This is a genomic window from Pseudomonas meliae, assembly GCF_001400515.1.
Taxonomy (GTDB): domain Bacteria; phylum Pseudomonadota; class Gammaproteobacteria; order Pseudomonadales; family Pseudomonadaceae; genus Aquipseudomonas; species Aquipseudomonas amygdali.
Genome location: NZ_LJQT01000412.1, coordinates 1 through 25,188 on the forward strand (window position 1 = coordinate 1; position 25,188 = coordinate 25,188).

General features: G+C 59.2%; 25 protein-coding genes and 2 pseudogenes. 7 read left to right on the top strand and 20 right to left on the bottom strand.

Annotated features, from left to right (window positions below; translation table 11 throughout):
- Nucleotides 1–193 precede the first annotated feature (193 nt).
- From ALO64_RS18880 to ALO64_RS18940, 13 genes are all read right to left on the bottom strand, one after another.
- Entirely contained in the window at nucleotides 194–1,351 is a 1,158-nt protein-coding gene (locus ALO64_RS18880) for a glutathionylspermidine synthase family protein (protein WP_044343598.1), read from the bottom strand.
- Nucleotides 1,352–1,362: 11 nt separating this feature from the next.
- Nucleotides 1,363–2,109, bottom strand: a complete 747-nt coding sequence (locus tag ALO64_RS18885; RefSeq protein ID WP_002554494.1) for a DUF1190 domain-containing protein — start codon at nucleotides 2,107–2,109, stop codon at nucleotides 1,363–1,365.
- Nucleotides 2,110–2,136: 27 nt separating this feature from the next.
- Entirely contained in the window at nucleotides 2,137–2,562 is a 426-nt protein-coding gene (locus ALO64_RS18890) for a DUF350 domain-containing protein (RefSeq protein WP_044343596.1), read from the bottom strand.
- 13 nt (nucleotides 2,563–2,575) lie between these two features.
- Nucleotides 2,576–3,241, bottom strand: a complete 666-nt coding sequence (locus tag ALO64_RS18895) for a DUF2491 family protein (RefSeq protein ID WP_044343594.1) — start codon at nucleotides 3,239–3,241, stop codon at nucleotides 2,576–2,578.
- Between the two features lie 80 nt (nucleotides 3,242–3,321).
- Nucleotides 3,322–3,864 carry a rhomboid family intramembrane serine protease gene (locus ALO64_RS18900; protein ID WP_044343593.1) on the bottom strand — a complete coding sequence of 181 codons (543 nt, stop codon included), beginning with the start codon at nucleotides 3,862–3,864 and terminating at the stop codon, nucleotides 3,322–3,324.
- A gap of 30 nt (nucleotides 3,865–3,894) precedes the next feature.
- The gene (locus tag ALO64_RS18905; RefSeq protein ID WP_002554498.1) at nucleotides 3,895–4,602 is read right to left on the bottom strand and encodes a PspA/IM30 family protein; all 708 of its coding nucleotides are present in this window, start codon (nucleotides 4,600–4,602) and stop codon (nucleotides 3,895–3,897) included.
- A gap of 26 nt (nucleotides 4,603–4,628) precedes the next feature.
- Nucleotides 4,629–5,282 carry a YjfI family protein gene (locus ALO64_RS18910; protein WP_044343592.1) on the bottom strand — a complete coding sequence of 218 codons (654 nt, stop codon included), beginning with the start codon at nucleotides 5,280–5,282 and terminating at the stop codon, nucleotides 4,629–4,631.
- Nucleotides 5,283–5,517: 235 nt separating this feature from the next.
- The gene (pepN, locus tag ALO64_RS18915) at nucleotides 5,518–8,184 is read right to left on the bottom strand and encodes an aminopeptidase N (RefSeq protein WP_044343591.1); all 2,667 of its coding nucleotides are present in this window, start codon (nucleotides 8,182–8,184) and stop codon (nucleotides 5,518–5,520) included.
- Nucleotides 8,185–8,196: 12 nt separating this feature from the next.
- Nucleotides 8,197–9,030, bottom strand: a complete 834-nt coding sequence (locus ALO64_RS18920) for a DUF2797 domain-containing protein (protein ID WP_004665926.1) — start codon at nucleotides 9,028–9,030, stop codon at nucleotides 8,197–8,199.
- Nucleotides 9,027–9,287: a YeaC family protein gene (locus tag ALO64_RS18925; protein ID WP_002554502.1), complete on the bottom strand. Its 261-nt coding sequence runs from the start codon at nucleotides 9,285–9,287 to the stop codon at nucleotides 9,027–9,029. The genes ALO64_RS18920 and ALO64_RS18925 overlap by 4 nt, the downstream gene beginning before the upstream one ends.
- Before the next feature lie 28 nt (nucleotides 9,288–9,315).
- Complete coding sequence (locus ALO64_RS18930; protein ID WP_044343590.1) at nucleotides 9,316–10,188, bottom strand: rhomboid family intramembrane serine protease; 873 nt, start codon at nucleotides 10,186–10,188, stop codon at nucleotides 9,316–9,318.
- Entirely contained in the window at nucleotides 10,185–11,156 is a 972-nt protein-coding gene (locus ALO64_RS18935; RefSeq protein ID WP_044343589.1) for a metallophosphoesterase, read from the bottom strand. The genes ALO64_RS18930 and ALO64_RS18935 overlap by 4 nt, the downstream gene beginning before the upstream one ends.
- The gene (locus ALO64_RS18940; RefSeq protein WP_002554505.1) at nucleotides 11,156–12,046 is read right to left on the bottom strand and encodes an NAD(+) kinase; all 891 of its coding nucleotides are present in this window, start codon (nucleotides 12,044–12,046) and stop codon (nucleotides 11,156–11,158) included. Before ALO64_RS18940 ends, ALO64_RS18935 begins: the two co-directional genes overlap by 1 nt.
- Before the next feature lie 236 nt (nucleotides 12,047–12,282).
- On the opposite strand from ALO64_RS18940, the pseudogene ALO64_RS18945 reads away from it, so the two are divergent.
- From ALO64_RS18945 to ALO64_RS18955, 3 genes and pseudogenes are all read left to right on the top strand, one after another.
- Nucleotides 12,283–12,786: pseudogene (locus ALO64_RS18945) on the top strand (PAAR domain-containing protein); the annotation flags it as partial.
- A 79-nt stretch (nucleotides 12,787–12,865) separates the two neighbouring features.
- On the top strand, nucleotides 12,866–13,303 hold the full coding sequence (locus ALO64_RS18950) for a hypothetical protein (protein ID WP_005731325.1): 438 nt from the start codon (nucleotides 12,866–12,868) through the stop codon (nucleotides 13,301–13,303).
- 63 nt (nucleotides 13,304–13,366) lie between these two features.
- Nucleotides 13,367–14,350 (top strand): DUF1853 family protein, encoded by a 984-nt coding sequence (locus ALO64_RS18955; protein WP_044343588.1) that lies wholly within the window; start codon nucleotides 13,367–13,369, stop codon nucleotides 14,348–14,350.
- Here the strand turns inward: ALO64_RS18955 and ALO64_RS18960 are convergent.
- Together ALO64_RS18960 and ALO64_RS18965 are read right to left on the bottom strand one after the other, a co-directional pair.
- Nucleotides 14,316–15,596, bottom strand: coding sequence for an arsenic transporter (locus tag ALO64_RS18960; RefSeq protein ID WP_044321398.1), 1,281 nt, complete (start codon nucleotides 15,594–15,596; stop codon nucleotides 14,316–14,318). The genes ALO64_RS18955 and ALO64_RS18960 overlap by 35 nt on opposite strands.
- The gene (locus ALO64_RS18965; RefSeq protein ID WP_044343587.1) at nucleotides 15,596–16,813 is read right to left on the bottom strand and encodes an MFS transporter; all 1,218 of its coding nucleotides are present in this window, start codon (nucleotides 16,811–16,813) and stop codon (nucleotides 15,596–15,598) included. Before ALO64_RS18965 ends, ALO64_RS18960 begins: the two co-directional genes overlap by 1 nt.
- A gap of 369 nt (nucleotides 16,814–17,182) precedes the next feature.
- Between ALO64_RS18965 and ALO64_RS18970 the strand changes: the two genes are divergently transcribed.
- Complete coding sequence (locus tag ALO64_RS18970) at nucleotides 17,183–17,494, top strand: DUF962 domain-containing protein (RefSeq protein ID WP_002554511.1); 312 nt, start codon at nucleotides 17,183–17,185, stop codon at nucleotides 17,492–17,494.
- A gap of 9 nt (nucleotides 17,495–17,503) precedes the next feature.
- Here ALO64_RS18970 and ALO64_RS18975 read toward each other — a convergent pair whose 3' ends face one another.
- From ALO64_RS18975 to ALO64_RS18990, 4 genes and pseudogenes are all read right to left on the bottom strand, one after another.
- Nucleotides 17,504–18,325, bottom strand: coding sequence for a UDP-2,3-diacylglucosamine diphosphatase (locus ALO64_RS18975; protein WP_002554512.1), 822 nt, complete (start codon nucleotides 18,323–18,325; stop codon nucleotides 17,504–17,506).
- A 92-nt stretch (nucleotides 18,326–18,417) separates the two neighbouring features.
- The gene (locus ALO64_RS18980; protein WP_002554513.1) at nucleotides 18,418–18,720 is read right to left on the bottom strand and encodes a SelT/SelW/SelH family protein; all 303 of its coding nucleotides are present in this window, start codon (nucleotides 18,718–18,720) and stop codon (nucleotides 18,418–18,420) included.
- Nucleotides 18,721–18,771: 51 nt separating this feature from the next.
- Nucleotides 18,772–19,576: pseudogene (locus ALO64_RS18985) on the bottom strand (ABC transporter ATP-binding protein).
- A 2-nt stretch (nucleotides 19,577–19,578) separates the two neighbouring features.
- On the bottom strand, nucleotides 19,579–20,436 hold the full coding sequence (locus ALO64_RS18990) for an ABC transporter permease (RefSeq protein WP_002554515.1): 858 nt from the start codon (nucleotides 20,434–20,436) through the stop codon (nucleotides 19,579–19,581).
- A 257-nt stretch (nucleotides 20,437–20,693) separates the two neighbouring features.
- Between ALO64_RS18990 and ALO64_RS18995 the strand changes: the two genes are divergently transcribed.
- Nucleotides 20,694–21,782, top strand: a complete 1,089-nt coding sequence (locus ALO64_RS18995; protein ID WP_002554516.1) for an LLM class flavin-dependent oxidoreductase — start codon at nucleotides 20,694–20,696, stop codon at nucleotides 21,780–21,782.
- Nucleotides 21,783–21,846: 64 nt separating this feature from the next.
- On the opposite strand, the gene ALO64_RS19000 is transcribed toward ALO64_RS18995, so the two are convergent.
- Nucleotides 21,847–22,752 (bottom strand): LysR family transcriptional regulator, encoded by a 906-nt coding sequence (locus ALO64_RS19000; protein WP_005731319.1) that lies wholly within the window; start codon nucleotides 22,750–22,752, stop codon nucleotides 21,847–21,849.
- Between the two features lie 219 nt (nucleotides 22,753–22,971).
- Here ALO64_RS19000 and ALO64_RS19005 point away from each other — a divergent pair, with 219 nt between their 5' ends.
- Nucleotides 22,972–23,586: a cysteine dioxygenase family protein gene (locus ALO64_RS19005; RefSeq protein ID WP_044343586.1), complete on the top strand. Its 615-nt coding sequence runs from the start codon at nucleotides 22,972–22,974 to the stop codon at nucleotides 23,584–23,586.
- Entirely contained in the window at nucleotides 23,583–25,166 is a 1,584-nt protein-coding gene (locus ALO64_RS19010; RefSeq protein ID WP_044343585.1) for a rhodanese-related sulfurtransferase, read from the top strand. Before ALO64_RS19005 ends, ALO64_RS19010 begins: the two co-directional genes overlap by 4 nt.
- Nucleotides 25,167–25,188 lie beyond the last annotated feature (22 nt).

Here is a 25,188-nt window from a genome sequence, read left to right on the forward strand (position 1 = left end):
TTTTGCAGCGCCTCCTTAACGGACCTTCTGTATCGCCAGAATTAAAAACACGAGTACAGCCTGTTTAATTGTCAGACATAGCATCAAAATAGTAACCGGTTGATGCCGGTCATTGCGGACTCGATAAACGTTCGGTAACAGCGAGGGTGTTACGTGTATTGGACAAGTAACACTTATTGAGAATAAGCAGCGTTCAGTCGATGACCACGTGGGGCAGGAACCGGCTGGTGTCCTTGGTGATCAGACTGTCGTCTTCGCGAATGCCGATTCCGGAGGCAAGGTCGCCGATGACCCAGGAGCCGATCAGCGTGTAGCTGTCACCGAATCGCGGCAGCGGCGAGTACGCCTGCAAAATATAAGGCGCATCAGTGTAAGGCCCATCGACTGAAATCACCTGATCGCCAGGCGTGCGCATTTCAATGTTGGCACCTTCACGAGAAAAGTAGGGTTTGCGTACCCAGCCCTTGGGAACCGGTCTGCTCGGGTCCTGATCGACGCGCGAAGGCAGCAGGTTCGGATGGCCCTCATTGAACTGCCACAACAACGGCAGAATTCCCTTGTTGCTGAGAATCGACTTCCAGGCAGGTTCAACGAACTGAGTGCCACTGGCTGGAACGTGCTGGCCAAACTCCTCGTGAAAGATATGTTCCCAGGCGTGAAGCTTGAACAGCTGCTCGATCCAGCGTCCGTCCAGGTCGACAAAACGCCCCTCGGCACTGAGCCCGATGTCCTCGATATCGATATGCCGGGCATCAATGCCCACGTGCGCAGCCATGCGCCGCAGAAAGTCGGTAGTACCACGGTCCTCGACAGAGCCGGACATCGCCGAAAAGTAGAACGGGCTCGCCCCCGGAAACTCGGCAAACGCCCGAACAAGATCCTCGGCAATCGAATTGAACTGGCTGGAATGCGCGGGCAGAACACCGCGCGCCATCTGCTCGTCCAGCCAGAGCAACTGGAACGCACCTGCCTCCATCAGACTGGTGGGCGTATCAGCATTGATTTCGTACATCTTTGCCGGGCCCGTGCCGTCGTAGGCAAAGTCGAAGCGCCCGTAAAGGTGTGGATGCCCCTGTTTCCATGACGCGCGGATCACATCAAAGAACGCTTCCGGAATCGCCAGGCGGTGCAACAACTCTTCGCTGTCCACCACCCGCGCGACTGCGTCCAGACACATCTGGTGAAGTTCCTGGGTAGGCACTTCAAGGTCGCGGGTAATCTGCTGCTCGGTGAACTGATAATACCCGCGCTCATCCCAATAGCGCTCGCCATCGATGGTATGAAAGTTGAACCCTTCACGTTCCGCCGTTGCGCGCCAGTCCGGGCGTTCCTCGATACTGATCTTTTTCATGGCCCGGACCGTCAGCCTCCGAAACTGCTGCTGCCACCGCTGCTCTTGCCGCCCCAGCCACTGCGTGCCGAGGCCTGGCTGCCGAAGCCGCCGCGCGAGATAGTCGACGACACCGAGGACGAGCCGGAGCCCGAACTGCCCAGGTTACGCCCCAGTGTGCTCTTGCCATAGCTGCGATCCGGACTGGATTGCGCCTGGGTCGAACGGCCAAAGGTTTTGCCGCGATCAATCTGACTTGGCAAGGACGAGCTGTAGTAACCGCCGCGGTCATCGCGCGTCTGGTAGATAGGTTGCGAGTAATAGCGATTGTTGCCGAAGCCATTGCTGAGCAGATTACCGATCAGCAGACCGGCCATCAGCCCGGTGGTGCCGCTCATGCCTGCGGGAGCGGACTGGGCGACTTCCTGATTGGCCCGGTCCAGCGCCTCTTTGGGCACACGCCCGGAAAAACCCAGCTCAAAGCCGCCGAGTTTCGGCATGTACTTGCCATCCGAAGTGACCTGGCAATAATCCGGTACAAAGTCCGCGTCGCAAGACGCCTTGTCATCATAGGTCGGCGCGATGCGGCGATGGTCGGACAGCGCCTGCATGTAGGCATCCGAACAGACATTTACCGGCACTTTGGCATCAACGCACTCCTGCACCGAACTGAAGTTGGCCTGCGCGTTGAAAGTATCCTTGTCTTGCGACGGGCCACACCCGGCAAGGGCCAGCGGAAGCGTGCTGGCAAGTACCAGCTTTACTGAACTGCGTCTCATCGTGAGTCTCCTTGTTCAAGGCTGCCGTCAGACCGAAGGGGTCATGCAGGCTGCGTTGAGAAGACCGACGCTGATTGCGACGCTGGCCGAGTAAATGGCGGCAGCCATTTCGCCCTTGGCAATACGTGTCGACAGGCCCTTGAGCACCAGGCTGGTAACACCGAACGCCAGCAGTTGCACAACGGCTGCAATCACCACCCAGACGATCACATCCAGAATGCTGATGCTGTAACTGATGATGTTGCTGGCTGGCAGTGCGAAACCGATCAGCGAACCGCCCAACGCCAACGCGGCAGCACTGTTGTTCTCGCGAATCAGCGCAAATTCCTTGTGCGGCGTGATCCTGCTGTAGATGAACTGGAACAGGGCGAACAGAATGGCCGCAACCAGAATGTACATGACGAAGCCAATCACGGCAGGGGCATTGAGCGACATACACAGCGCGTCGATCATGAAGATTTCCTTGTCAAAGAACGTTGATATCAGTGGATTGCAGCGTTATGCCAACGACCGTGGTGAGGGTAATGCTGCCCTCTTCGTCTTCCTCGACGGAAAACAGCAGAAACTCGCGGCGGTTGATCAGCCCCGTTTCGCGGGCATACAGCATGCTCAGGTGTTTGACGCGATACGCAGCATCAGGGCTGACAATGTCCTCATCCAGTGGCGTCAGCTCGGTCTGGCCGGGCGACGTGCCCCATTGCCGTTCGAATACCTCGCCATCGTGTTCGTAGGTGGGCAGGCCGATCTTCGACGACGGACCGGTCAGGCGCAGCAACTCATCCTTGCTGGTGATCGGCTCGGCGCTGTAGTAACCGAACAGAATAATGTCCTGCACGTCTTCCGGATTGGGGCCGTTGCTGACCACCTGCAGGAAGTAGTCCTCGTTATCCAGGTAGAAGCGATGCAACGCCATCGACTGGCCCAGATCTACGCGCCCCACGGCCCAGACCTTTTCATCGTCTGGGACAACCACTTGCGAATGCCCGTCGAGCAACAGCTTCAACGAGCTGTCCAGACATAACATGCGACCGGACGCCAACCCTAACGGGCTGACCGTGCTGACGGATTGCACGCCATCACGACCTGATGCCTTGGGTGCTTCCAGCCCCATGGCACGTTTGAACCAACTCATAGTGCAGTTCCCTTGAAGTCGACTGGAGCCGGTATGGACATGTCTTTAACCGGAATAAACACACTGTTCAAAAGACTGGCTCACTTCTGCGCCAGCAATGCCTTGGAATGCATCAGCCACGCTACACAAATACCCGCCAGTGCGCCGGCAATATGTGATTCAAACGATATGCCAGCTACCGGGACAAAGCCGAAAACCAGTCCGCTGTAGCCCGCCAGTACCAACAGCGCGACCAGCACGCTGGCGATACTGCGCTGATACCATGCCCGCGCAAGCAGGTAAGCCCACAAACCAAAAATCAGACCGCTCGCACCGACATGGATATTGCTGCGACCGAAGCTCCAGACCAGCAGACAGACCAGCCCGGCGACCCACGCATAACGCCTGACACCCTCGGTGGCGACCAGCCAGCTCAGCACAATGAACGGCAGCAGGTTGCTGAGCAAGTGCTGAATCGAACCGTGCAGAAAAGGCGCAAACACAATGCCGCGCAACCCGGTCGCATTGCGCGGAATGATACCGAAATGAATCAGGCCGTTGCCGGTGATCGAGTTCAGTACTTGCACCGCAATCATAACTGCTGCCAGGGCGAGGATGACCTTGAGTCGTTTGGAAAACTCCATTCACCACCCTCGCCTGCCCTGTGGTTTCGCTTACTGAGCCGGCGTCTGGTTTTTGGCTTTCAGACGTGCCAGCACATCTTGCGCACCGCCACTTTTGGCACCAATACCGGCATCCTGCAGACGACGCTCCAGATCGCTGCCGCTGGACTGGCTGGCCAGTTCTTCGGCCGCTTCGAGCTTGGCGTCCTGTTCATCCTGACGTTGCTTGAGACGCGCCAGCGAGCCTACTGCGGTTTCGACTGCGCCGCTGGCACCACCGGTTGCAGTGGCCGTTGCAACGCGAGCTTTTTGCACGGTTTCACGGGCCTTGGCCATCTCGACCTGCTGCTTGAGGCTCTTGATTCGCGATTCGGCCTTGACCACCTGTTCTTGCAGCAGGCTGACCTGCTTGTTGAACTGATCGGCCAGTTCCTGCTCCTGATCACGCAGGGCCTCGATCTCGGCGATCTTGTTCGCGCACTCCACAGCCAGCGCTTCTTCACCCTTGTTCAGAGCCTGCATGGCGCGGCCTTCCCAGTTGGCGATGCTGGTGGCGTGTTCTTCAAGACGCTGTGCCGAGAGCTTGTGCTTGGCCTTGATGGTAATCAGCCCGTCGCGGGCCTTGACCAGCGCATTGTCGGCGTCACGAATTTCCTGATCCAGAATGCGGATGGCATTGGCATCGGCAATCGACTCGCCCACTTCGGAAGCGCCACCACGAACGGCGGTCACCAGTTTTTTCCAGATACTCGTAGTCATTAATGTTCTCCGCCTGACAGCGCTGTTCAGTAGATGAAATGATCTTCAAAAGCATCGGCCGCACGGATCACGTTGTCCGCGAGGGTAAGGATTTCCTGCACGACTACTGTGAGCGACGATGCTGCGCTCAACGCGCCAAACAGGCAGTAGACTTCCTGACCGTCACCCAGCTTTTCGATACCGACCGATGACAGCGGAAACAGATCGCGGCTGCGCAGGACGACATCGTTGAACGCCTGCACGTTCTTGATCTTGTTCACTTCGATCAAGGTCGCATCGGCGAGAATCTGCTCGCCTTCCACGGCGATGTAGATCGGCAGGTCGCCGTAGTCGGCCATGGTCAGCCTGATTCCCGAGGCATCGCCCTCGGTCACATCGAGCTCGATCTTTCCATTCGTCACCAGCTCCAGTTCGCAAAGTGCCTTCTGCAGAGAGCTGATGGTCCAGTGGGTATTCTCGGTCATGAAATCCTCCAGTTTTATTCTGTCGCCCAAAAAGGGCTGTCTTAAGGCTTTTTCAACGCCACGCAGGGCATCGACGTTCTCGGGCCGGATCCAGAATTCCCGCTTGACCAGCCCCGCCTCTTTGAGTCGCAGACGCATTTCACGCATGTAATCGGTGGAGCTCTTCGAAGCCTTGGCCGGGACCGCTGCGTTATCGCCCTGGGTTTTACGAGGCATTGGCGCTTCCCCCTTGCTGCTGGCCGTGGATCAGGTGAGCAACGTATCAGATGTTTTTGAAGATAGATACGCATCACATGTGAGATTTTTATGGACGCCAAAATTCTCGTTCCCACGCCCCGCGTTGGCACGATAGTCAAAACACCGCACGGCGACGCACACTCCAAAAAAAAGCGCTGTCCGCATCAGCGGACAGCGCCTTTCTCACAAGTGCCTGTCAGGCACTGGGCAACCCTTATTCAGCCAGGCTTTTACTCACCACTTCATACACGTCCGCCGACAGTTTGCCGGAGGCGAGGATACGCTCCAGCTCGGCCTTCATCAGCGCCTGACGGGCGCTGTCGTATTTGCGCCAGCGGGTCAGTGGTGCCAATTGGCGGGAGGCGATCTGCGGGTTCAGGGCGTTCAGCTCGATCACAAGGTCCGCGAGGAAGCGATAGCCGGAGCCGTCCGCTGCGTGGAAATTGATCAGGTTCTGCCCGGCAAATGCACCTATCAGGGCACGGACCTTGTTCGGGTTCTTGATGCTGAATGCAGGATGCTTCATCAGTTCCTGCACGCGTTGCAGGCCGCCCGGCTGAGAGCTGGCCGCCTGTACGCTGAACCATTGATCCATGACCAGCGCGTTGCTTTTGAAGTTCTCGGCGAACACGGCGAGCGCTTTGTCGCGTTCGGCCGTAAACGGCGAATTGACCAGCACCGCCAGCGCAGTCAGGCGCTCGGTCATGTTGTCACTGGTATCGAACTGGTCGATGGTCGCCGCCAGTACTTCAGGTTTGCCGCTAAGCATCAGGTACGACAGCGCAATGTTCTGCAGCGCGCGACGGGCGAAATGCGTGGACTCGGCGACGTATGGCGTGGCTCTGGATACCTCGCGGTTGGCCTTGTAGCGCGTCAGCAGACTGTCAAACAGGCCATCGGCCAGTTGTTGGCGAGCAAATTCGCGAGCGGCGTGAATGGCATCGACATCCGCCACCTCGCTGATCTCGGCGAGATAAGCCTCACCCGGCAACGAGAGCATTTCTGCGACCATCGCCTGGTCCAGACGCTCATCCGCCAGCACGGTGCCCAGCGCAGTGATCAAACGCTGGTCCATGACCAGTGCCTGACCTTGCTGGTGCTGACCGATCAGCTCCTGCAATACCTGAACCGACAGTTGCTGACCGGCATCCCAACGGTTGAAACCGTCGCTGTCGTGTTGCATCAGGAACATCAGTTGATCACGGTCATACGGAAAGCTCAGCTTGACCGGCGCAGAGAAACCGCGCAGCAGTGACGGCAGTGGCTTTTCGGCAACGTCAACGAAGGTGAAGGTCTGCTCGGACCCGGTAACCGAGAACACTCGCGTGGTGCTGGAAGCTGCGGTTTCGTCCGCCAGACGCAGAGCAATCTCGCCGCCTTTGCTGTCCAGCAGCCCCAGTTCGACCGGAATCACAAACGGCTGTTTCTGATCGCCAGGCTGGCCTGGTGTGCTTGGGCAGCTCTGCCGGAAAGTCAGGCTGTAGGTTTTCGCAGCAGCGTCATACGACTCGCTGACCGCCAGACGCGGCGTACCCGCCTGGCTGTACCAGCGCTTGAACTGGGTCAGGTCGACGCCGTTGGCGTCTTCCATGGCCTTGATGAAGTCGTCGCAGGTCACGGCCTGGCCGTCATGACGTTCAAAATACAGATCACTGCCCTTGCGGAAGCCTTCGGCGCCCAGCAGGGTGTGGAGCATGCCAACCACTTCCGAACCCTTTTCGTAAACGGTCAGGGTGTAGAAGTTGGAGATTTCGATGAAGCTGTCCGGACGCACTGCGTGGGCCATCGGGCCTGCGTCTTCGGCAAACTGGTGAGTTCGCAGGTAAGCAACGTCCTGAATACGCTTGACCGTGGCCGAGTTCATGTCCGCCGAGAAACCGGCGTCGCGGTACACCGTGAAGCCTTCCTTGAGCGACAGCTGGAACCAGTCACGGCAGGTCACGCGGTTACCCGACCAGTTGTGGAAGTATTCGTGGGCAACGATCGCTTCGACCCGCTGATGCGCGGCATCGGTTGCGGTCTCGGCACGTGCCAGTACGGCACTGGAGTTGAAGATATTGAGGCCCTTGTTCTCCATCGCGCCCATGTTGAAGTCGTTGACCGCGACCATCATGAAGATGCCCAGGTCATACTCACGACCGTAGGTTTCTTCATCCCAGCGCATGGATTTCTTCAGGCTGGTCATGGCGTGCTGGCACTTGTCGACGTTTTCTGGCTCGACATAGATGCGCAGGGTGACTTCCCGCTGGCTCATGGTGGTAAAGGTGTCTTCGATGCACCACAGATCACCGGCCACCAGCGCGAACAGGTAAGCCGGCTTCATGAATGGGTCTTCCCACGTCGCCCAGTGCCGCCCACCCTCTTCTTCACCACTGGCAATCGGATTGCCGTTGGAGAGCAGAATAGGGAAATTCTGCTTGTCGGCGCTGAGCGTGGTAGTGAACTTGCTCATCACGTCGGGGCGGTCGAGGTAGTAGGTAATCTTGCGAAAGCCTTCGGCCTCGCACTGGGTGCAGAACATGCCGCTGGATTTGTACAGGCCTTCCAGCGCGGTATTGGTTTCAGGATGAATGCGCACGGTGCTGTCGACCGTGAAGCTTTCGGCTTGCGGATGCAGCGTCAGGTGATCTTCTGTCAGTTGATAATCCGCAGCGCTCAGCTCCACATCGCTCAGTTTGACCGAGACCAGTTCCAGATGCTGACCGTCCAGCACCAGCGGCGGCAGGCCTGCGCCACGCTCGGGGTTGCGGCGCATGACCAGTTGGGCGTGGACCAGCGAGTGGTCGTCGAACAGTTCGAAGGTCAGGTTCGTCTCATCGATGAGGTACTCGGGAGCCTGGTAGTCCTTCAGGTAAATCATTTTCGGTTGCTCGGTGCGCATGCTGGAATCCTTCTACTGATGCACGGCCAGCTGATAGGCCGTGTACTTGCGAATATTGATCACGCCGGTATCGAAAATCAGGTATTGGCCCTTGATCCCCAGCAGCGTGCCTTCGGCAATCGGGTTCTTGTCCAGGTTGAAGCTGACAATCTTGGTCGGATACGCCTCGACCGGGTAACGAAACTCGACAGGCTCGGCGTCATGTAGCAATTGGATGGCTTGCAGACCGAATCGTTCTTGCAATCCCAGCAGGCCCGCGCCGCAACTGTCGAACAATTCCTGGCGAATGGCCTTGAGATCGACCGGCTGGGCATCACCTTTGAGCAGCGCACGCCAGTTGGTACGGTCGGCCACCTGACTGCGCAGCAGGTCTTCGACAAAGCCGGACTGCTGACGGGTGGCCACACGCAGAATCGGCAACGCCTGACTTGCGCCCTGATCCAGCCAGCGGGTCGGCAACTGCGTGGACCGGGTAATACCGACCTTCACGCCTGACGAATTGGCCAGGTAGACGATGTGATCGGTCATGCAGAACTGTTCGCCCCATGCCGGATCGCGACAGGTGCCCTGATCGTGATGGCATTTTTCCGGGCTCATGATGCACATGTCGCATTGCGCCAGCTTGAGCATGCACGGGTAGCAGTAGCCCTGGCTGTAACTGGACTTGGTCTTGCGCCCGCAATGACTGCAATGAATGGCACCAAGAAACTCCAGGCGCAGCGTCTTGCCGATCAGCGGGTTGACCGCAATCTCGGTCTCGCCCAGACGAAAAGCGTATTGCACACATGACGCATCATCCTGACGCGCCGACATTTTGTTGACTGCTCCGCGACCAATTTCGATCAATGAATAGCATCCGATTTGAACAGGATATTGGGCACTGGCGCTGATTTGGAGGCGCATTCCTGCGGCCCCATGTAGCCCGTGCGCTGGTCTTCCGGCAGGTTCTGCACTTCCCAGGCGATCAGCGCCTGCAACGACAGCTCACGCTGTTCCTGAGTAAGCTTGCGGCCATCGGACCATTTGCCGATTTCCACGGCCAGCTTCAGGCTTTCGTAGATATCCGGGGTGATGTTTTCGATCATTTCTATAAAAGACGACATGGCGCACTCCAGAAAATAGCGGGTAATTTTACGACTTGCGGCGCGCAATCGCACCGCCGACCAGGCCGGTAGCACAACCGATGATCAGACCGCCGACATGCGCGCCGTTGGCGATCTCGCCAAAACCGAGCATGCTCACCAGGCCGGACAGGCATAGCGCCAGCCAGATGAGCATCATGATCAATACCCCGCGCGGCAGGCGATAGACCGGGTTGGGCGCCAGCATCTGGAAAATCCAGCAATGCCCGAGCAGGCCATACAGCACGCCGGACAGTCCGCCAAACAGGCTTGGGCCGCTGAACAGGTACTGCACGGAATTTGAAACAGCTGAAAACAGCAGCGTGAGCAGCAATAAAGACAGACCGCCCTGACGAATTTCGATGCGCCTGCCCAGTTCCCAGAACCACATGCCGTTCATGGCCAGGTGCAGGATGCCGAAGTGAATCAGCATAGGTGAGACGATCCGCCACCATTGCCCGGCGGCCAGGCTGTCGGACAACGGCAGAAACGTCGCGTACTCGCCACTGATCCGGAAATCCTGAAAGGTCAGCCAGCGGATGACTTCGAGGTTGTCGCCCAGCAGCGTCATGCCCGCCACCAGCAGGGTGACCAGCAATACCAGGGCCGTTACCGGGCTGTTGCGTAGCTGCTCGATCAGGCCCGGCGACTTGTACGTCACGTTTGGGGCGTCTTGCGCCAGTTGAAAATGCTCGTCCCCTTCAGGAAAGCGCGTGTACAACTCGCGCACCTCATCGGCCAGTTGCGGCGCATCCGGCACCCAAAGTACCTGCTCGCCAGCCTCTTCGCTGACCCTGTGGGGAATCCGCAAGCGCTGCAACAGGCTGACAAACCCGCCCAGGTTGGTGGTCAACGGCAACCGCAGGACTGCAACAGCACTCATTCTGAAACCTCGGGACGCTGCACGTCGACCCAGACGAATTTGTCCGGGTCGATCTGTGTTTCCTGGTCCAGCCGATAGGCGACCAGCTTGCCGTAGAGCACGGCGCTGTAATCCAGACAGGCCAGATTAGGCCGGATAGGCGCGGGGACGCCGCTGCGCCAGTAATGACCGACAAACAGCAGCGGCTCATTGATACCGTAACGCAGCAATGCGTTTTTTTCGGACGTGGACAGCGGGGTCTTGGCTACGCCTTCAGGCAGCGGGTCGGGCTGAAATACCACGTCGCCATAGGTCTGCGGGTCATCTTCCCAGAACTTGGTACGAAAGAACTCGCGGGTCAGCCCGTCGCCGCCGGTCAGGGTAAGACCGTGCGGCAAACGCATGTCGGTGCCGCGCAGCAGACGGTTGAAGACATTGCTGGCGAAGCTGCCGGGCACTGCCGAGGCCTGGACAAAATGCTTGTCGATACAGCCGGTGCCATGCAGGCCGCGCAACGGATCGATCAGAGTCGCATCCCAGCAGGCATGCACCACCCTGAAGCGACCGGCATCCATGTACAGCGGCAGCTCATAGAACCAGTTGACGAACTCGCTCCATTCATCCGGGTAGCGCTCGAACTGCGCCAGGGTTTCGCCGATCAGCCGGGCATGGCGCGGGGTGTGCTCACGCACGAACTCATGACCGCTTTCCGGCAAGGCTGGCGTCATCCAGCCCAGCGCGTTGAACTCATGGTTGCCCATGATGCACAGGGCATGACCGGCCTGAACCATATCGCGGACGATATGCAGCGACTCGCGAATACGCGGGCCACGGTCAATGATGTCGCCGAGGAAAATCGCAATACGCTCAGGGTGACGCCAGACGCCAGCCTGCAGACGGTAGCCGAGAAGCTCCAGCAAGTGCTCCAGGGTATGGGCGCACCCGTGCACGTCACCGATCAGATCGTAGCCACGCGCCGGATCGAGCATTAATCGCCCCCGCCGCCGAGCTTGCTGCCCCAGCCGAGCTTGGTGCGGCAGACTTCGTAATAATTGTGATCCAGCGGGTGAATCAGACGCAGCTTCTGCGGTTTCTTGCTGACCGTGATGGTGTCACCCGGTGCGCAGGTAAAGTGATTCTGGCCATCGCAGGACACTTGCGGATAAATGGTCATGTCCTTGGACACCACGATTTTCAGCTCGCTGTTGCCGTCGACCACGATGGGCCGCCCGGACAAGGTGTGCGGGTACATCGGCACGATAACGATGGCGTCGAGCTTGGGATGCATGATCGGCCCGCCCGCCGACAGCGCATAGGCTGTCGATCCGGTCGGCGTGGCGACGATAAGGCCATCGGCCTTCTGACTGCACACAAACTGACCATCTATATAGATCTCGAACTCGATCATGCGCGTGGACTTGCCGGGGTGCAGCACAACGTCGTTGAGCGCATCGCCCTGACCGATGGCCTCACCGTGGCGGCGCACTTCGGCCTGAAGCAGGAAGCGGTTTTCGACCAGATAGTGCCCATCTAGCACTTCAGCGCATTTGACCTCCAGTTCGTCAGGACGAATGTCGGTCAGAAAGCCCAGACTGCCGCGGTTGATACCCAGTACCGGAACATTATGCCTGGCCAGTGCCCGTGCAGCGCCTAACAGGCTGCCATCGCCACCGACCACGATGACCATGTCACAGACTTCACCGAGCATCTTGCGCGACGAGGTTTGCAGGCCATGACCGGGCAGGACTTCGGCAATCGTCTCTTCAAGAATGACGTGCAGGTGGCGGTCCAGCAGGAATCTCTTGAGTCGGCGAACGGTATCGAGCACCTGAACACTGCCCAGGCGACCGATGATGCCGATATTGCGAAATTGCTCCATGAGGCTCCTGCTGCGGTTTCGAGACGACTTAAAACAGCGATTATGGGCGAAACGGCCCGGTAGCAGCAAACCGGCACGTAAAGATCAAGCGAAACGCCTCATCACGAAGCGTTTCAATCAGCCGATTGGCTCTGAACGAATGAGCGAATTCCCGCAAAAAAACCGGATTTGCCTTACATACCCCACAGAAGATGTTCATTAGCTTCGTCCGCTTTCAATACACCTAAGGACGACACATGATTCCCTCAGGCCGCCAGGGCGACATGCACCTCTGCCCGTTGCCGGGCCACGGTTGCACCCCGATTGTCACAGCCTCCTCCGACACCCTGATCAACGGCATGTCCGCCGCCAGAGTAGGCGATATGTGCGGCTGCGGCGCGGTGATCGTCACCGGCTTTCCCTCAATCCTCATCAACGGTCGTCCGATGGCCCACCTGGGCAGCCCGACCAGCCACGGCGGAACGATCATTTCCGGCAGCACCGATGTGGGTGGCGGCTCCGACTTCGGCGATGCCGCTGGCCCAGCCATAGATTTCTCCAGGCTCGGCATCCTTCGCAAGGACGGCACACTGGACGAACCGAAGCTGAATCAGCTTGTGAACGATCCGGGATTACAGGAGAACGCCAAAGCGGCTGAAGCACTATTCCCACCTGCAACTTCCAACACGGCCATAGCGCCAGCCTGCAACCACCCGGATCAAATGGAAGAACTGACCCGCTACATCGCTGACGAGATGAACCACAGATACCCAAGAGCAGGTGGGGTAAAGGAGTAAGAGTGCACTCATGCTTCAACGCGACTGAAAACGAGGGCACTGCATGAAACGAAAAATCCTGATACACGCCATAGCCCGCTGGCCGAAGTTAACGGCGACCTTTCTCATCCTCGCACTATGGGATTTCGCTACGCCCTACGTAAGCGTCTATTACTCAGACAAGGCAGACGGAGAGCTTAGCTATACATGGATTACCGATCACCGCATAAGCAGAGGTGGCATAAGGCCTGGCGGAGCAACTGGGGACAGCGGCCATATATTTCAAAAAAAAGATTTCTTCATGTATTTCCAATGGTGGGACAACGCAGGAATCAGCGGTTGCGTAAACATAGATCCGCAATGGCCAGAGACTACAATCTTCATAGATGCCAACGGCCGCATCGACCTGAACGTCAAGGGGGCAACCGACGTCAAGCGATTCTCGCCCTGCCCCGGTGGTGAAGACCCTGATTTTCTCGGACTGGCCAGGCCCGTTGAATAGCACCGCATCTTTTCGCCTTCACAATCAGCTCACCTGAACCTCAACTCACGCTATCCTCGGCACATGACCCTATTCCCCAGCCTGATCGACCTCCCCCGCCAACTACGGCACTCCGAAGTGCGCGACCTTGCCTGGGTGATCCTCGCGCCGCCCATGCTGGAAGTCGCGCCGTGGCCACAGCGTCATCCGCTGGCCGGCAGTGACTGGGTACAGGACCCGCAGCGACTGGCGGACTTTCTCTGGCAACTCGACCGTGACAGTCGCCCGCTGGAAGACTGGCTGGCGCTGGCAACCACACGCCGGCTGGGCCGCTATTACGAACGGCTCTGGCAGTTCGCGGTGCAGCACGCGCCGGGGGTGGAGATCATTGCCGCCAACCTGCCGATCCGGCTCGGCAGCCAGACGCTGGGCGAACTGGACATGCTGCTGCGTGATCGTGAAGGCGTGCATCACGTCGAACTGGCAATCAAGCTCTACCTAGGGCCGCAGGACGGAGACGGCCGCGACCCGGCCAGCTGGCTGGGGCCTGGCTGCCAGGATCGGCTGGACCGCAAGCTTGCCCACCTGAGCCAGCATCAGTTGCCGATGTCTGCACGTCCGGAAAGCCGAGCGGCCCTGGCAGCGCTGGGTGTCGAGGCCTTCAGCGCGCAGTTGTGGCTGGGCGGTTATCTGCTGTATCCGTGGCCAGGCTCATGCGAATCGCCCGCAGGTGTTCACCCGCAGCATCTCAAGGGCCGCTGGTTGCATCAACGTGACTGGAAACCGTTTGTGGCGCAGAGCAGCCCCGGACGCTGGCAGCACCTGCCGCGTCATGCCTGGCTGGCACCAGCGCTTTACCACGATGCGTGGAGCGATCAGCAGCTACGCGACTGGCTGGCCGAACTCGACCCACTGGCCCCGGCGCAATTGCTGGTGCGCCTGAAAGAGAATACCGAGGGCAACTGGGAAGAAGCCGAGCGCCTGTTTCTGGTGTCGGACATGTGGCCGAATCTGGCCGACACCAGCCACCTGCTCAACTCAATCGAAGTGCCAGCGCAGCCAGTGTAATCAGCAACACCGGCACGGTCAGTACGATGCCGACCTTGAAGTAGTAGCCCCAACTGATGGTGATTCCCTTGCGCTCCAGCACATGCAGCCATAGCAGCGTCGCCAGACTGCCGATCGGGGTAATTTTTGGCCCCAGGTCGCTGCCGATCACGTTGGCGTAGATCATCGCTTCCTGAATGGCCCCGCTGGCATGGCTTGCATCGATGGACAGCAGCCCTACGAGCACGGTGGGCATGTTGTTCATGATCGAAGACAGAAACGCCGTCATGACGCCGGTGCCCATCGCTGCGCCCCAGATGCCATAGCCGGCAAACCAGTCCAGCAGACTGGCCAGATAACCGGTGAGTCCGGCGTTGCGCAGACCATAAACCACCAGGTACATGCCCAGCGAAAACACCACGATGTGCCACGGCGCTTCTTTCATCACCTTGCGCGTCTTGATCGTATGCCCTTTGGCGGCAATGGCGAGCAGCAGCAACGCGCAGACCGACGAAATCGCACTGATCGGGATGCCCAGCGGCTCAAGAGCGAAACAGCCCACCAGCAAAATCAGCAGCACGGCCCAACCGGCCAGAAACGTAGCGCGGTCATGGATAGCCGTTTCGGGCTTGTCCAGATGTTCAGGCTCGAACTCGCTGGGAATATCCCGACGGAAATAACACATCAGCACGGCCAGAGTGGCGGCGACGCTGGCCAGGTTCACCGGCACCATGACGGCTGCGTAACGGTTGAAACCGATCTTGAAGTAATCCGCCGAAACGATGTTCACCAGATTCGATACCACCAGCGGCAGGCTGGCCGTATCGGCAATGAAGCCGGCCGCCATGACGAACGCCAGGGTCGACGCAGCGGAGAAGCGCAACGCCAGCATCATGGCAATGACGATAGGCGTGAGAATCAGCACGGCACCGTCGTTGGCGAACAAGGCTGATACCAGCGCACCGAACAACACGAACAGGGCGAACAGACGACGTCCCTTACCCTTGCCCCAGCGCGCCACATGCAGCGCGGCCCAGGCAAAGAAACCCGCCTCATCCAGTAACAGCGTGATAATGATCAGCGAAATGAACGTCGCCGTGGCATTCCAGATGATGCCCCACACCACAGCGATGTCGCTGAGGTGCACAACCCCTGTCAGCAACGCCAGAACCGCCCCGAGTACCGCACTCCAGCCTACGCTCAGGCCTTTGGGCTGCCAGATGACCAGCGTAATGGTGAACAGGAAGATCAGTGTTGCTATCAGCATTATTTGGTCCGGGGTAGAAGAATGGCGAGGATGCCAAGCAGCGGCAGGTATGAGCACAACGTGTAGACGAACAGAATGCCGTGGCTGTCAGCCAGATAGCCGAGCAAGGCTGCGCCAATGCCGCCGAAGCCGAACATCAGGCCAAAGAAAAGCCCGGCAATCATGCCCACGTTGCCAGGTACAAGCTCCTGGGCGTAGACCACGATGGCGGAAAAAGCCGACGCCAGTACAAAGCCAATGATCACGCTGAGCACGCTGGTCCAGAACAGGTCTGCATAAGGCAGGGCCAGGGTGAAGGGTGCAGCGCCAAGGATCGAAAACCAGATCACGGCCTTGCGGCCAATGCGGTCGCCGATCGGACCGCCGAAAAAGGTCCCGGCCGCCACTGCGCCCAGAAACAGGAACAAGTGCAACTGCGAACTGGCGACTGACAGGTCAAACTTCTCGATCAGGTAGAAGGTGAAATAGCTGGTCAGGCTGGTCATGTAGAAGAACTTGGAAAACACCAGAAATGCCAGCACTGCCAGCACTGCCAGTGAGGCAATCACGCGTTTTCTGGACAGTCCATGAGTGGCCGCCTGACCTGCCTTGAGTTTGAACAGGTTGAGGTGCGCGCGATACCAGCGGCTTATTGCATACAGCAAACCCAGCGAGAACAATGCGAACAAGCCGATCCAGGCCACGTTGCCCTGGCCGAACGGGATGATGATCGCCGCCGCCAGCAATGGCCCGAACGCGGAGCCGGTGTTGCCGCCCACCTGAAAGGTCGACTGCGCGAGCCCATAACGACCACCGGAAGCCAGTCGCGCGATACGCGAGGCTTCCGGGTGGAATGTCGAAGAACCGATGCCGATCAAGGCGGCAGCCAGCAGAATCAATGGAAAACTGCCCACCATCGACATCATCACAATGCCGACCAGCGTACAGATCGACCCTACAGGCAGTACCAGGGGGTTAGGATGGCGGTCAGTGTAATAACCGACCCAGGGCTGCAGCAGCGATGCTGTGATCTGAAACGTCAGGGTAATCAGGCCGATCTGGGTGAAGCTCAAGTCGTAGCTGGCCTTGAGCATCGGGTAGATCGACGGAAGAATGGCCTGAATAAGGTCGTTGATCAGGTGAGCAAGGGCAACGGCACCAATAATGCGCATCACCAGCGGGCTGGCTTGAGGGGGGGTCGAGGCCTTCGCCGTCACGGGCTGAGCGCTGGTCGCCATGGGTATTCATCCGTAAAAAAGTTTTCAGGTTACCCCGGACGGATGATTACAAGATGTGTCACGCGTACCAAGGCGCGCCAATGTGCCATTTTTCAGGGCAACTGTGCCATGTTTTGTTGCGTTTTTGCTGACGGGTCGAGAAGTGCTCTGCGTTGCACAGCGGTTCTGTGATGTCAGGTGGATTGAGGTTCGGCTCAGACTCTCGCTCCCACGCTCCGCGGGGTAATGCCTTATGCCAACGCGGAGCATTGGCACGATAGTCGTAAACATCAGCAAGCTAGTCACGTCCATCGTGCCCACGCTCCACATCGGCACGACAGTCGGCTAAATTTGTGTATAACAACAAGAGCCAACACGAGGGTGCGCGCCGTGGATACCATCAAGCGTTTCTCAAGCTTTGCCGAGTTCTATCCTTTCTACCTCGCCGAGCACAGCAGCAGTACCAGTCGGCGCCTGCACTTTGTGGGCACCTCATTGGTGATCTTCCTGCTGGCGTTCGGTGTGGGCAGCGGTCGCTGGGGGTTGTTGTGGTTGTTACCCGTCGCGGGTTACGGTTTTGCCTGGGCCGGGCATTTCTTCTTCGAGAAAAACCGGCCGGCCACGTTCAAGCATCCGTTCTACAGCCTGCTCGGCGATTTCGTCATGTACCGCGATATGCTGTTGGGCAAGGTGTCGTTCTAGCCGGTTGAATCAGGCCACCGTTTCGCTGACCGGCTCCTGAACCACCGGCTGGCTTGCTTTCAAGTGCGCGTCCGCCAGACGAAACAGTTCGATAGTGCCGTCCAGGTGTTCGATCAGGGCGGTACAGGATTCAACCCAGTCGCCGCAATTGAGGTATTCCACGCCGCCCACCTGGCGGATTTCCGCATGATGGATGTGCCCGCAGACCACGCCATCCAGGCCGCGCTTCACGCACTCGTGGGCGATGGCTTCCTCGAAATCGCTGATGAAATTCACCGCACTCTTGACCTTGTGCTTCAGGTACGCCGACAGCGACCAGTAGCCATAGCCGTACTTGGCGCGCCAATGGTTCAGCCAGCGGTTGAGGGTCAGGGTGAATTCGTAGGCCGAATCGCCGAGAAAGGCCAGCCAGCGGTGATAACGGGTGATCACGTCGAACTGATCGCCGTGGATGACCAGAAGACGACGACCATCGGCCGTCACGTGCTCGGCTTCGTCCACCAGCTGGATGTTGCCCAGAACCAATTTGGAGTAACGACGCAGGAATTCGTCGTGGTTGCCCGTGACATAAATGACTTCGGTGCCGCGCTTGCTCATGGTCAGCAGCCGACGGATCACGTTGGTATGCGCCTGCGGCCAGTACATGCCGCCACGCAGCTTCCAGCCGTCGATGATATCGCCCACCAGATACACCTTGTCAGCCTGATAGCGCTTGAGAAACGCAGACAAGTGCTCGGCCTGGCAATCGCGCGTGCCCAGATGAACGTCGGAAATCCACAAGGTGCGCACGCGTTGTTTGCGGCTGGGTGTGGCGAGCTGAGCACTGGTCATGGGATGACCTCCGGCAGGGCTTCCAAGAGAGTGGAGCATGCCGGTTAACCGAATGTGACACGTGCGTGGCGATGTCGTGACAATGGCCTGTATTACTGAGGACTGGCGGGAGTATGACGGTCGTTGTGGCCCAGATCACGGGCCGGGTCGATCTGGTCGCGGAGCCGCTGCTTGAGCACCTTGGCCTCGGGAAAGCCGCCGTCGGCCTTGCGTTCCCAGAGTTGCACGCCATCGCAGGTAATGCGAAACACACCACCGGTGCCCGGCTGCAACGAGACCTTGCCCAGGTCGTCACTGAACGTGCTCAACAGCTCCTGGGCGAGCCAGGCGGCGCGCAATAGCCACTGGCATTGAATGCAATAGGTGATGATGACTTCGGGCTTTTCGGCAGACATGGACGTCCCCTCCAGAAATTCAGACGCCCATGATACGCACCCTGCGCAGGATCAACGAGCATTGGCGAAACGACGCAGTGCGCTGAGCGTCACGTCGTGGGCTGGCTCCTGCGTTGCAGTATCGGCAGCCTGCGTCTTCACGCCCAGCAAACCCAGCAAGCGGCTACGAATTGCCTGAAACCCGGCCTGCCCGCTGTCACGTTGGCGTGGCAGGTCGACGCGGATGTCATCGGCAAGTTTACCGTCGGCCAGCACGATGACCCGGTCAGCGAGCAGGATCGCCTCATCGACATCGTGCGTTACCAGCAGCACCGCCGGGGTGTGCTTGCGCCACAGGTCGATGATCAACTGGTGCATGCGAATGCGGGTCAAAGCATCGAGGGCGGCGAAAGGCTCGTCGAGCAAGCAGTTTCGGCTCACGGACCAGGCCGCGCGCCAACGCTACACGTTGCGCCTCGCCACCGGATAATGTGGCCGGAAAGGCATTCAGCCGATGGGCCAGACCGACTTCGGTCAATGCTGCTTCGGCCCGAGCCTTGGCATCGTTGATGCGCAGGCCGAGAACCACGTTTTTCCAGGCGCTTTTCCACGGCATCAGCCGCGGTTCCTGAAACACCGCGGCACGTGCCACCGGCACACGCAGCTCGCCACTGTCGATGTCGTCCAGCCCGGCCAGAGTGCGCAGCAAGGTGGTCTTGCCGGAGCCACTGGCACCCAGCAAAGCGACAAACTCGCCCGCGGCAATGTCCAGGTCCAGCCCGTCAATCACCCGTTGTGGGCCAAACTGGCGAACCACGTTACGCAACTGAACCGGGGGCGTGACTGATGAAGTGTTACGCAACTCAAGGGTCGCCATGCTCAATTCCTCACGAAGGTCGGTCGCCAGGCCAGCGCATAGCGCTCCAGCGTGCGAATGATGCCGTCGATCACCAGGCCCAGGACGCTGTAGATCAACAGGCAGATAACGATTACATCAGTGCGCATGAAGTCGCGGGCATCGCTGGCCAGAAAGCCGATTCCTGCGGTGGTGTTGATTTGTTCGACAAACACCAGCGCCAGCCAGGAGATACCCAGCGAATAGCGCAGCCCGACAAAAAAAGAAGGCAGCGAACCGGGCAGAATCACGTGCCAGATCAGCTCGCGACGGCTCAGCCCCAAGGTGTTGGCGGCCTCGATCAGTTTCGGGTCGATGTTGCGGATGCCGGAAAACAGGTTCAGGTACACCGGAAAGGTGGTGCCCATCACGATCAGCGCCACTTTGGTGAATTCACCAATGCCGAACCAGAGGATGAACAGCGGCACCAGTGCCAGCGACGGAATGGTGCGCAGCATTTGCATCGGCGAGTCGAGGGCGATTTCGCCGCGCCGGGAAAGCCCGGTTATCAATGCAGCGACCACACCAATACTGACGCCGATGCTCAAGCCCAGCAATGCGCGCTGCAGCGATACCCACAGGTGCACGGCCAGTTCGCCTGAAACAATCATCGACCATAGCGTACCGCCGATCTGCGACGGTGCGGCGATCACTCGGCTGGGCAGCAGACCGGTTTGTGAGGCCAGCTCCCAGAGCAGCAACAGTGCCAGCGGGCTGAGCAGACGCAAAACAGAGCCCGGCACTTGCCGACGCTGACGATGCTGTTCAGAGGCGCGACGCTGTTCAGGCTTGTTGACCACAAGAAAACCGGGGTCGGCGGGGTTGAGCGTTGTGTCGGACATGGGCGCATCCTTTCTGGGCAAATCGGGCGTGACGCACCCGACGCAGTATGAACACCATGCTATGCGCATAAGAAAGCCGAGTGAAATTCTATTTGGCTCTAAGCTAATAGTTAAAATATTTGACTACCGACAAAACTTATAATGCATATTTTTTATAATTAACTTAGACCAAAATCGAATTTCACAGCCCCGTCTGCTTGCCTTTATGGTGCTTCTCGACAAGGTCGAACGGACCTCAACCATTGGCAGGAGTTTTCATGAGCATCGAATTCATTGGCTATATCGCCACGCAACCCGGTTCTGAAATCCACCCGCGCAGCGGCGCGACCATCCAGCCCGACTACGTGAAGACAGTGGCCAAGGCTCATGAAGACGCAGGTTTTGATCGTGCGCTGATCGCGTACCACTCCAACAGTCCGGACAGCACACTGGTGGCTGCGCATGCCGCCAGCGTGACCAGCACATTGAAGTTTCTTGTCGCACATCGTCCCGGTTTCATCTCCCCCACCGTGGCAGCCCGACAATTTGCGACGCTGGACGTGTTCAATGGCGGGCGCACTGCGGTGCATATCATTACCGGTGGCGACGACAAGGAGCTGCGCGCCGACGGCAGCCACATCGGCAAGGACGAACGCTACGCGCGCAGCGATGAATACCTCAGCGTGGTGCGTCAGGAATGGACCAGCGACAAGCCCTTTGACCATCAGGGCACTTACTACCAGTTCGAGGGCGCGCACTCGCTGGTCAAGTCCCCGCAGCAGCCACACATCCCGCTGTACTTTGGCGGTTCCTCGGCAGCGGCGATTGCGGTGGCCGGCAAACACGCCGACGTCTACGCCCTGTGGGGCGAGACGTACGAGCAGGTGCGCGATGTGGTCAAACAGGTGCGCGCCGAAGCCGCCAAACATGGCCGGACCATTCGTTTCAGCCTGTCATTGCGCCCGATTCTGGCCGACACCGAAGAACAAGCCTGGGCACGCGCCGACAGCATTCTGGAAAAAGCCAAGGCATTGGCAGACCGCAACGGCTTTGTCCGTCGCGAACCACCCAACGAAGGGTCGCGTCGCCTGCTGGCCGCAGCGGCACAAGGTTCACGTCTGGACAAGCGCCTGTGGACGGGCATCGCTGGCCTGCTCGGCGCGCAGGGCAATTCCACGTCGCTGGTCGGCACCCCGGAACAGGTCGCCGAAGCGCTGCTGGACTATTACGACCTGGGGATTACCACCTTCCTGATTCGCGGCTTCGACCCGCTGGAAGATGCTATCGATTATGGCAAGAAGCTGATCCCGCTGACCCGCGCACTGGTGGCTCAGCGTGAACGGCAGGCTCGCGAACAAGTGGCCTGATTCAACTCCATGCGGGCGGGCGAGGCTTCTGACTGAAGACTGCCCGCCTCCCGCAATGACGTTTTCAGGCGGCTGCTGAAACCGGCTTGAGGGAGCGCGCCACCAGCGCTCCAAAAGCCTCGACCGGTGCTTGCAGATTGCCCAGAAAACGTGGGTAGAACAGCCACAGGTCCATCACCGGTTTGAAGTCCTTGAGCGGTAGCACCGCCAGTTGCTCGCGGTGAGCGCTGCGCTCCAGCAACGGCCTTGGCACCAGACCCAACCCCATGCCATCGGCTACCAGCCCCAGTTGCAGCTCGGTGCCGAAGGTTTCCAGATTGACCTTCATGCTCAGCCCCTGATCGGTCAGCGTACGCTGCAAACCTGCGCGAAAACCGCAGCCGTCGGGGTTGAGTACCCAGCCCTGCTCGTAGCAATCCGCCAGCTTGCCGGGCTTTTTCGGCACCAGCCCCATGGCGCAGACCACCACCAGTTCCATCTTGCCGATGGACTGACCGACGATGTTGTCCGGAAATATCTTGCCAGCAGGGAACAGCGCTGCCGCAGCATCCAGCTCACCGTTTTCGATCTTGCCGATCAGGTGACTGCCCCAGCCGGTGCTGACCTGGGCGCGCAAATCCGGGAATTCTCCGCGTAGCTGCTTGAGCGCATCGAGCAGCACCACGTCACCGATGGTTTGCGGCACACCCAGACGCAACAGGCCGCTGGGCGGCGTGTCGCTGGCCACCAGCTCGCGCAACGCATCCATCTCGCGCAGGATTGCCAGGCACTTCTGGTACACCTGGATGCCCATCGGCGTTGGCTTGAGCGGCTTGGTATTACGATCGAACAGCTCGACCCCAAGGGCCTGCTCGAAATTCTGCACCCGGCGAGTAATCGCCGGCTGGGTCAGATCCAGCGATTCAGCGGCATGGCTGATCGACTGACAGCGGATGACTGCAACGAACGCATCGATATCATCAATTTTCATTCGGACCGCACATAAAGAAGAGAAGAAACACAGGCAAAAAGAATAGTCCCGGCAGACGTCCATTCATAGCCCGTCCAACAGACCGACGCTAGATTTCACGCATTGCAGCACGGAAGTAAAAGACGTTTTCGTTATAACCTAATCATTAAAAAATAGCATATTAAATATCAATATTATGCTTATATCAAACCATTCCCTGACCCTGATCTGGAAATGGACATGACTCAGAACCGACACCCGGAACGACTCGGGGCCTTTATCGACGCGCTGGGCGAGCTGATTGGCAGCGAGCCGCACGAAGGCGATCTGTTGCGTCGCGGCGGCAAGCTGCTGGCGCAACTGGTCAGCCACGATGACTGGCTGGCAGAAGAATTTGCCGTACCCGACCCCGACCGCTATCAGCAATTTCTGCTGCATGCCGACCCGCAGCAGCGCTTTTCAGTGGTCAGTTTTGTCTGGGGGCCGGGGCAACGCACGCCGATTCATGAGCATCGCGTCTGGGGCCTGATCGGCATGCTGCGCGGTGCCGAGCATTCACAGGGCTATACCCGCAACGCGCAAGGACGCCTGGAAACCAGCGGCCCGGCAATTCGCCTGCAACCCGGCCAGGTCGAAGCGCTGTCACCGAAAAGCAACGATGTGCATCAGGTCAGCAATGCTTTCAACGATCAAGTGTCGATCAGCATCCACGTTTACGGCGCCGATATTGGCACCGTGAAACGTGCGGTCTACGACCTGGACGGCACAGAAAAACTGTTCATCTCCGGCTATTCGAATGCCGCAGCCATCACCCACGCCACTCAGGATCAGCCAACAGGGAGCCCCGCCCTATGACCACCCCCGCCACCCGATCATTCGCCGACGTTCGTCAGGCATTGCTGGACCGCCAGGAACTGGCCTTGGTAGACGTCCGCGAAGAGGCGCCCTTTGCCCAGGCCCATCCTCTGTTTGCGGTGAACATCCCGTTGTCGAAGCTGGAGCTGGAGGTGTTCCCGCGCATCCCGCGACGCGACACAGCCATAACCCTGTACGACGATGGCGAGGGCCTGGCGCAGGTTGCGCTGCAACGTTTACAAGCGCTGGGCTACAGCGATGTGAGACTGCTCGACGGCGGCCTGCAAGGCTGGCGTGAGGCTGGCGGCGAGTTGTTCATCGATGTGAATGTGCCGAGCAAGGCGTTTGGCGAACTGGTGGAACACCATCGTGCTACCCCGTCTCTGGCGGCTGAAGAGGTCAAGGCCCTGCTCGACAACAACGCCGATGTAGTGGTGCTCGATGCCCGGCGCTACGACGAATACCAGACCATGAGCATCCCCGGTGGCATCAGCGTACCGGGCGCGGAACTGGTGCTGCGGGCACGGGAGCTGGCACCGGACCCGAACACCCGAATCATCGTCAATTGCGCCGGTCGCACGCGCAGCATCATCGGCACTCAGTCGCTGGTCAATGCGGGCCTGCCCAATCAGATCAATGCGCTGCGCAATGGCACGATTGGCTGGTTACTGGCCGGTCAGACGCTGGATCATGGTCAAGACCGGCGTTTTGCAGCAGTCAGTGAGGAAACCCGCGAAACCGCCAGTGCCGATGCGCGCAAGGTGGCTGATCGCGCCAAGGTCAAACGCGCCAGCCGCGCTGACCTGCAACGCTGGCAAGCCGAGACTTCGCGCACCACGTACCTGTTCGATGTGCGCACACCGGAAGAGTTTGCCAAAGGCCATCTGCCCGGTGCGCGCTCCACACCGGGCGGGCAACTGGTGCAGGAAACCGATCACTTCGCCAGCGTACGCGGCGCACGAATAGCCTTGGTGGACGACGACGGCGTGCGCGCCAACATGTCGGCCTCCTGGCTGGCGCAACTGGGCTGGGACGTGTCGGTGCTCGATGATCTGCATGCAGCAGACTTCAGCGAAACGGGTGACTGGGATGCGCCGTTCCCTGCGCCACCGCAAGTGGAGGCGATCAGCGTCGAGACGCTTGTTCAATGGCAGACACAGGTCAAGGTGGCGGTGCTGGATTTCACCGCCAGCGCCAATTACGTCAACCAGCACATTCCCGGTGCCTGGTGGACCTTGCGCGCCGACCTCAAACAGACGCTGGAAAAAATACCTGCCGCCGACCGCTACGTATTGACCTGTGGCAGCAGCCGTCTGGCGCGCTTTGCCGTGGCCGACGTCGAAGCGCTGACCGACAAGCCGGTGTTTTTGCTCGATGGCGGCACCGCCAGCTGGATCAAGGCTGGCCTGCCGTTGGAGCATGGCGAAAGCCGACTGGCCTCGCCACGCATCGATCGCTATCGCCGCCCGTACGAAGGCACCGATGCGCCGCGCGAAGCCATGCAGACCTACCTGGACTGGGAGTTTGGCCTGGTGGAGCAATTGGGCCGGGACGGGACGCACGGGTTTTACGTGATTTGAGCGTGAGGAACGATAAGTGTCT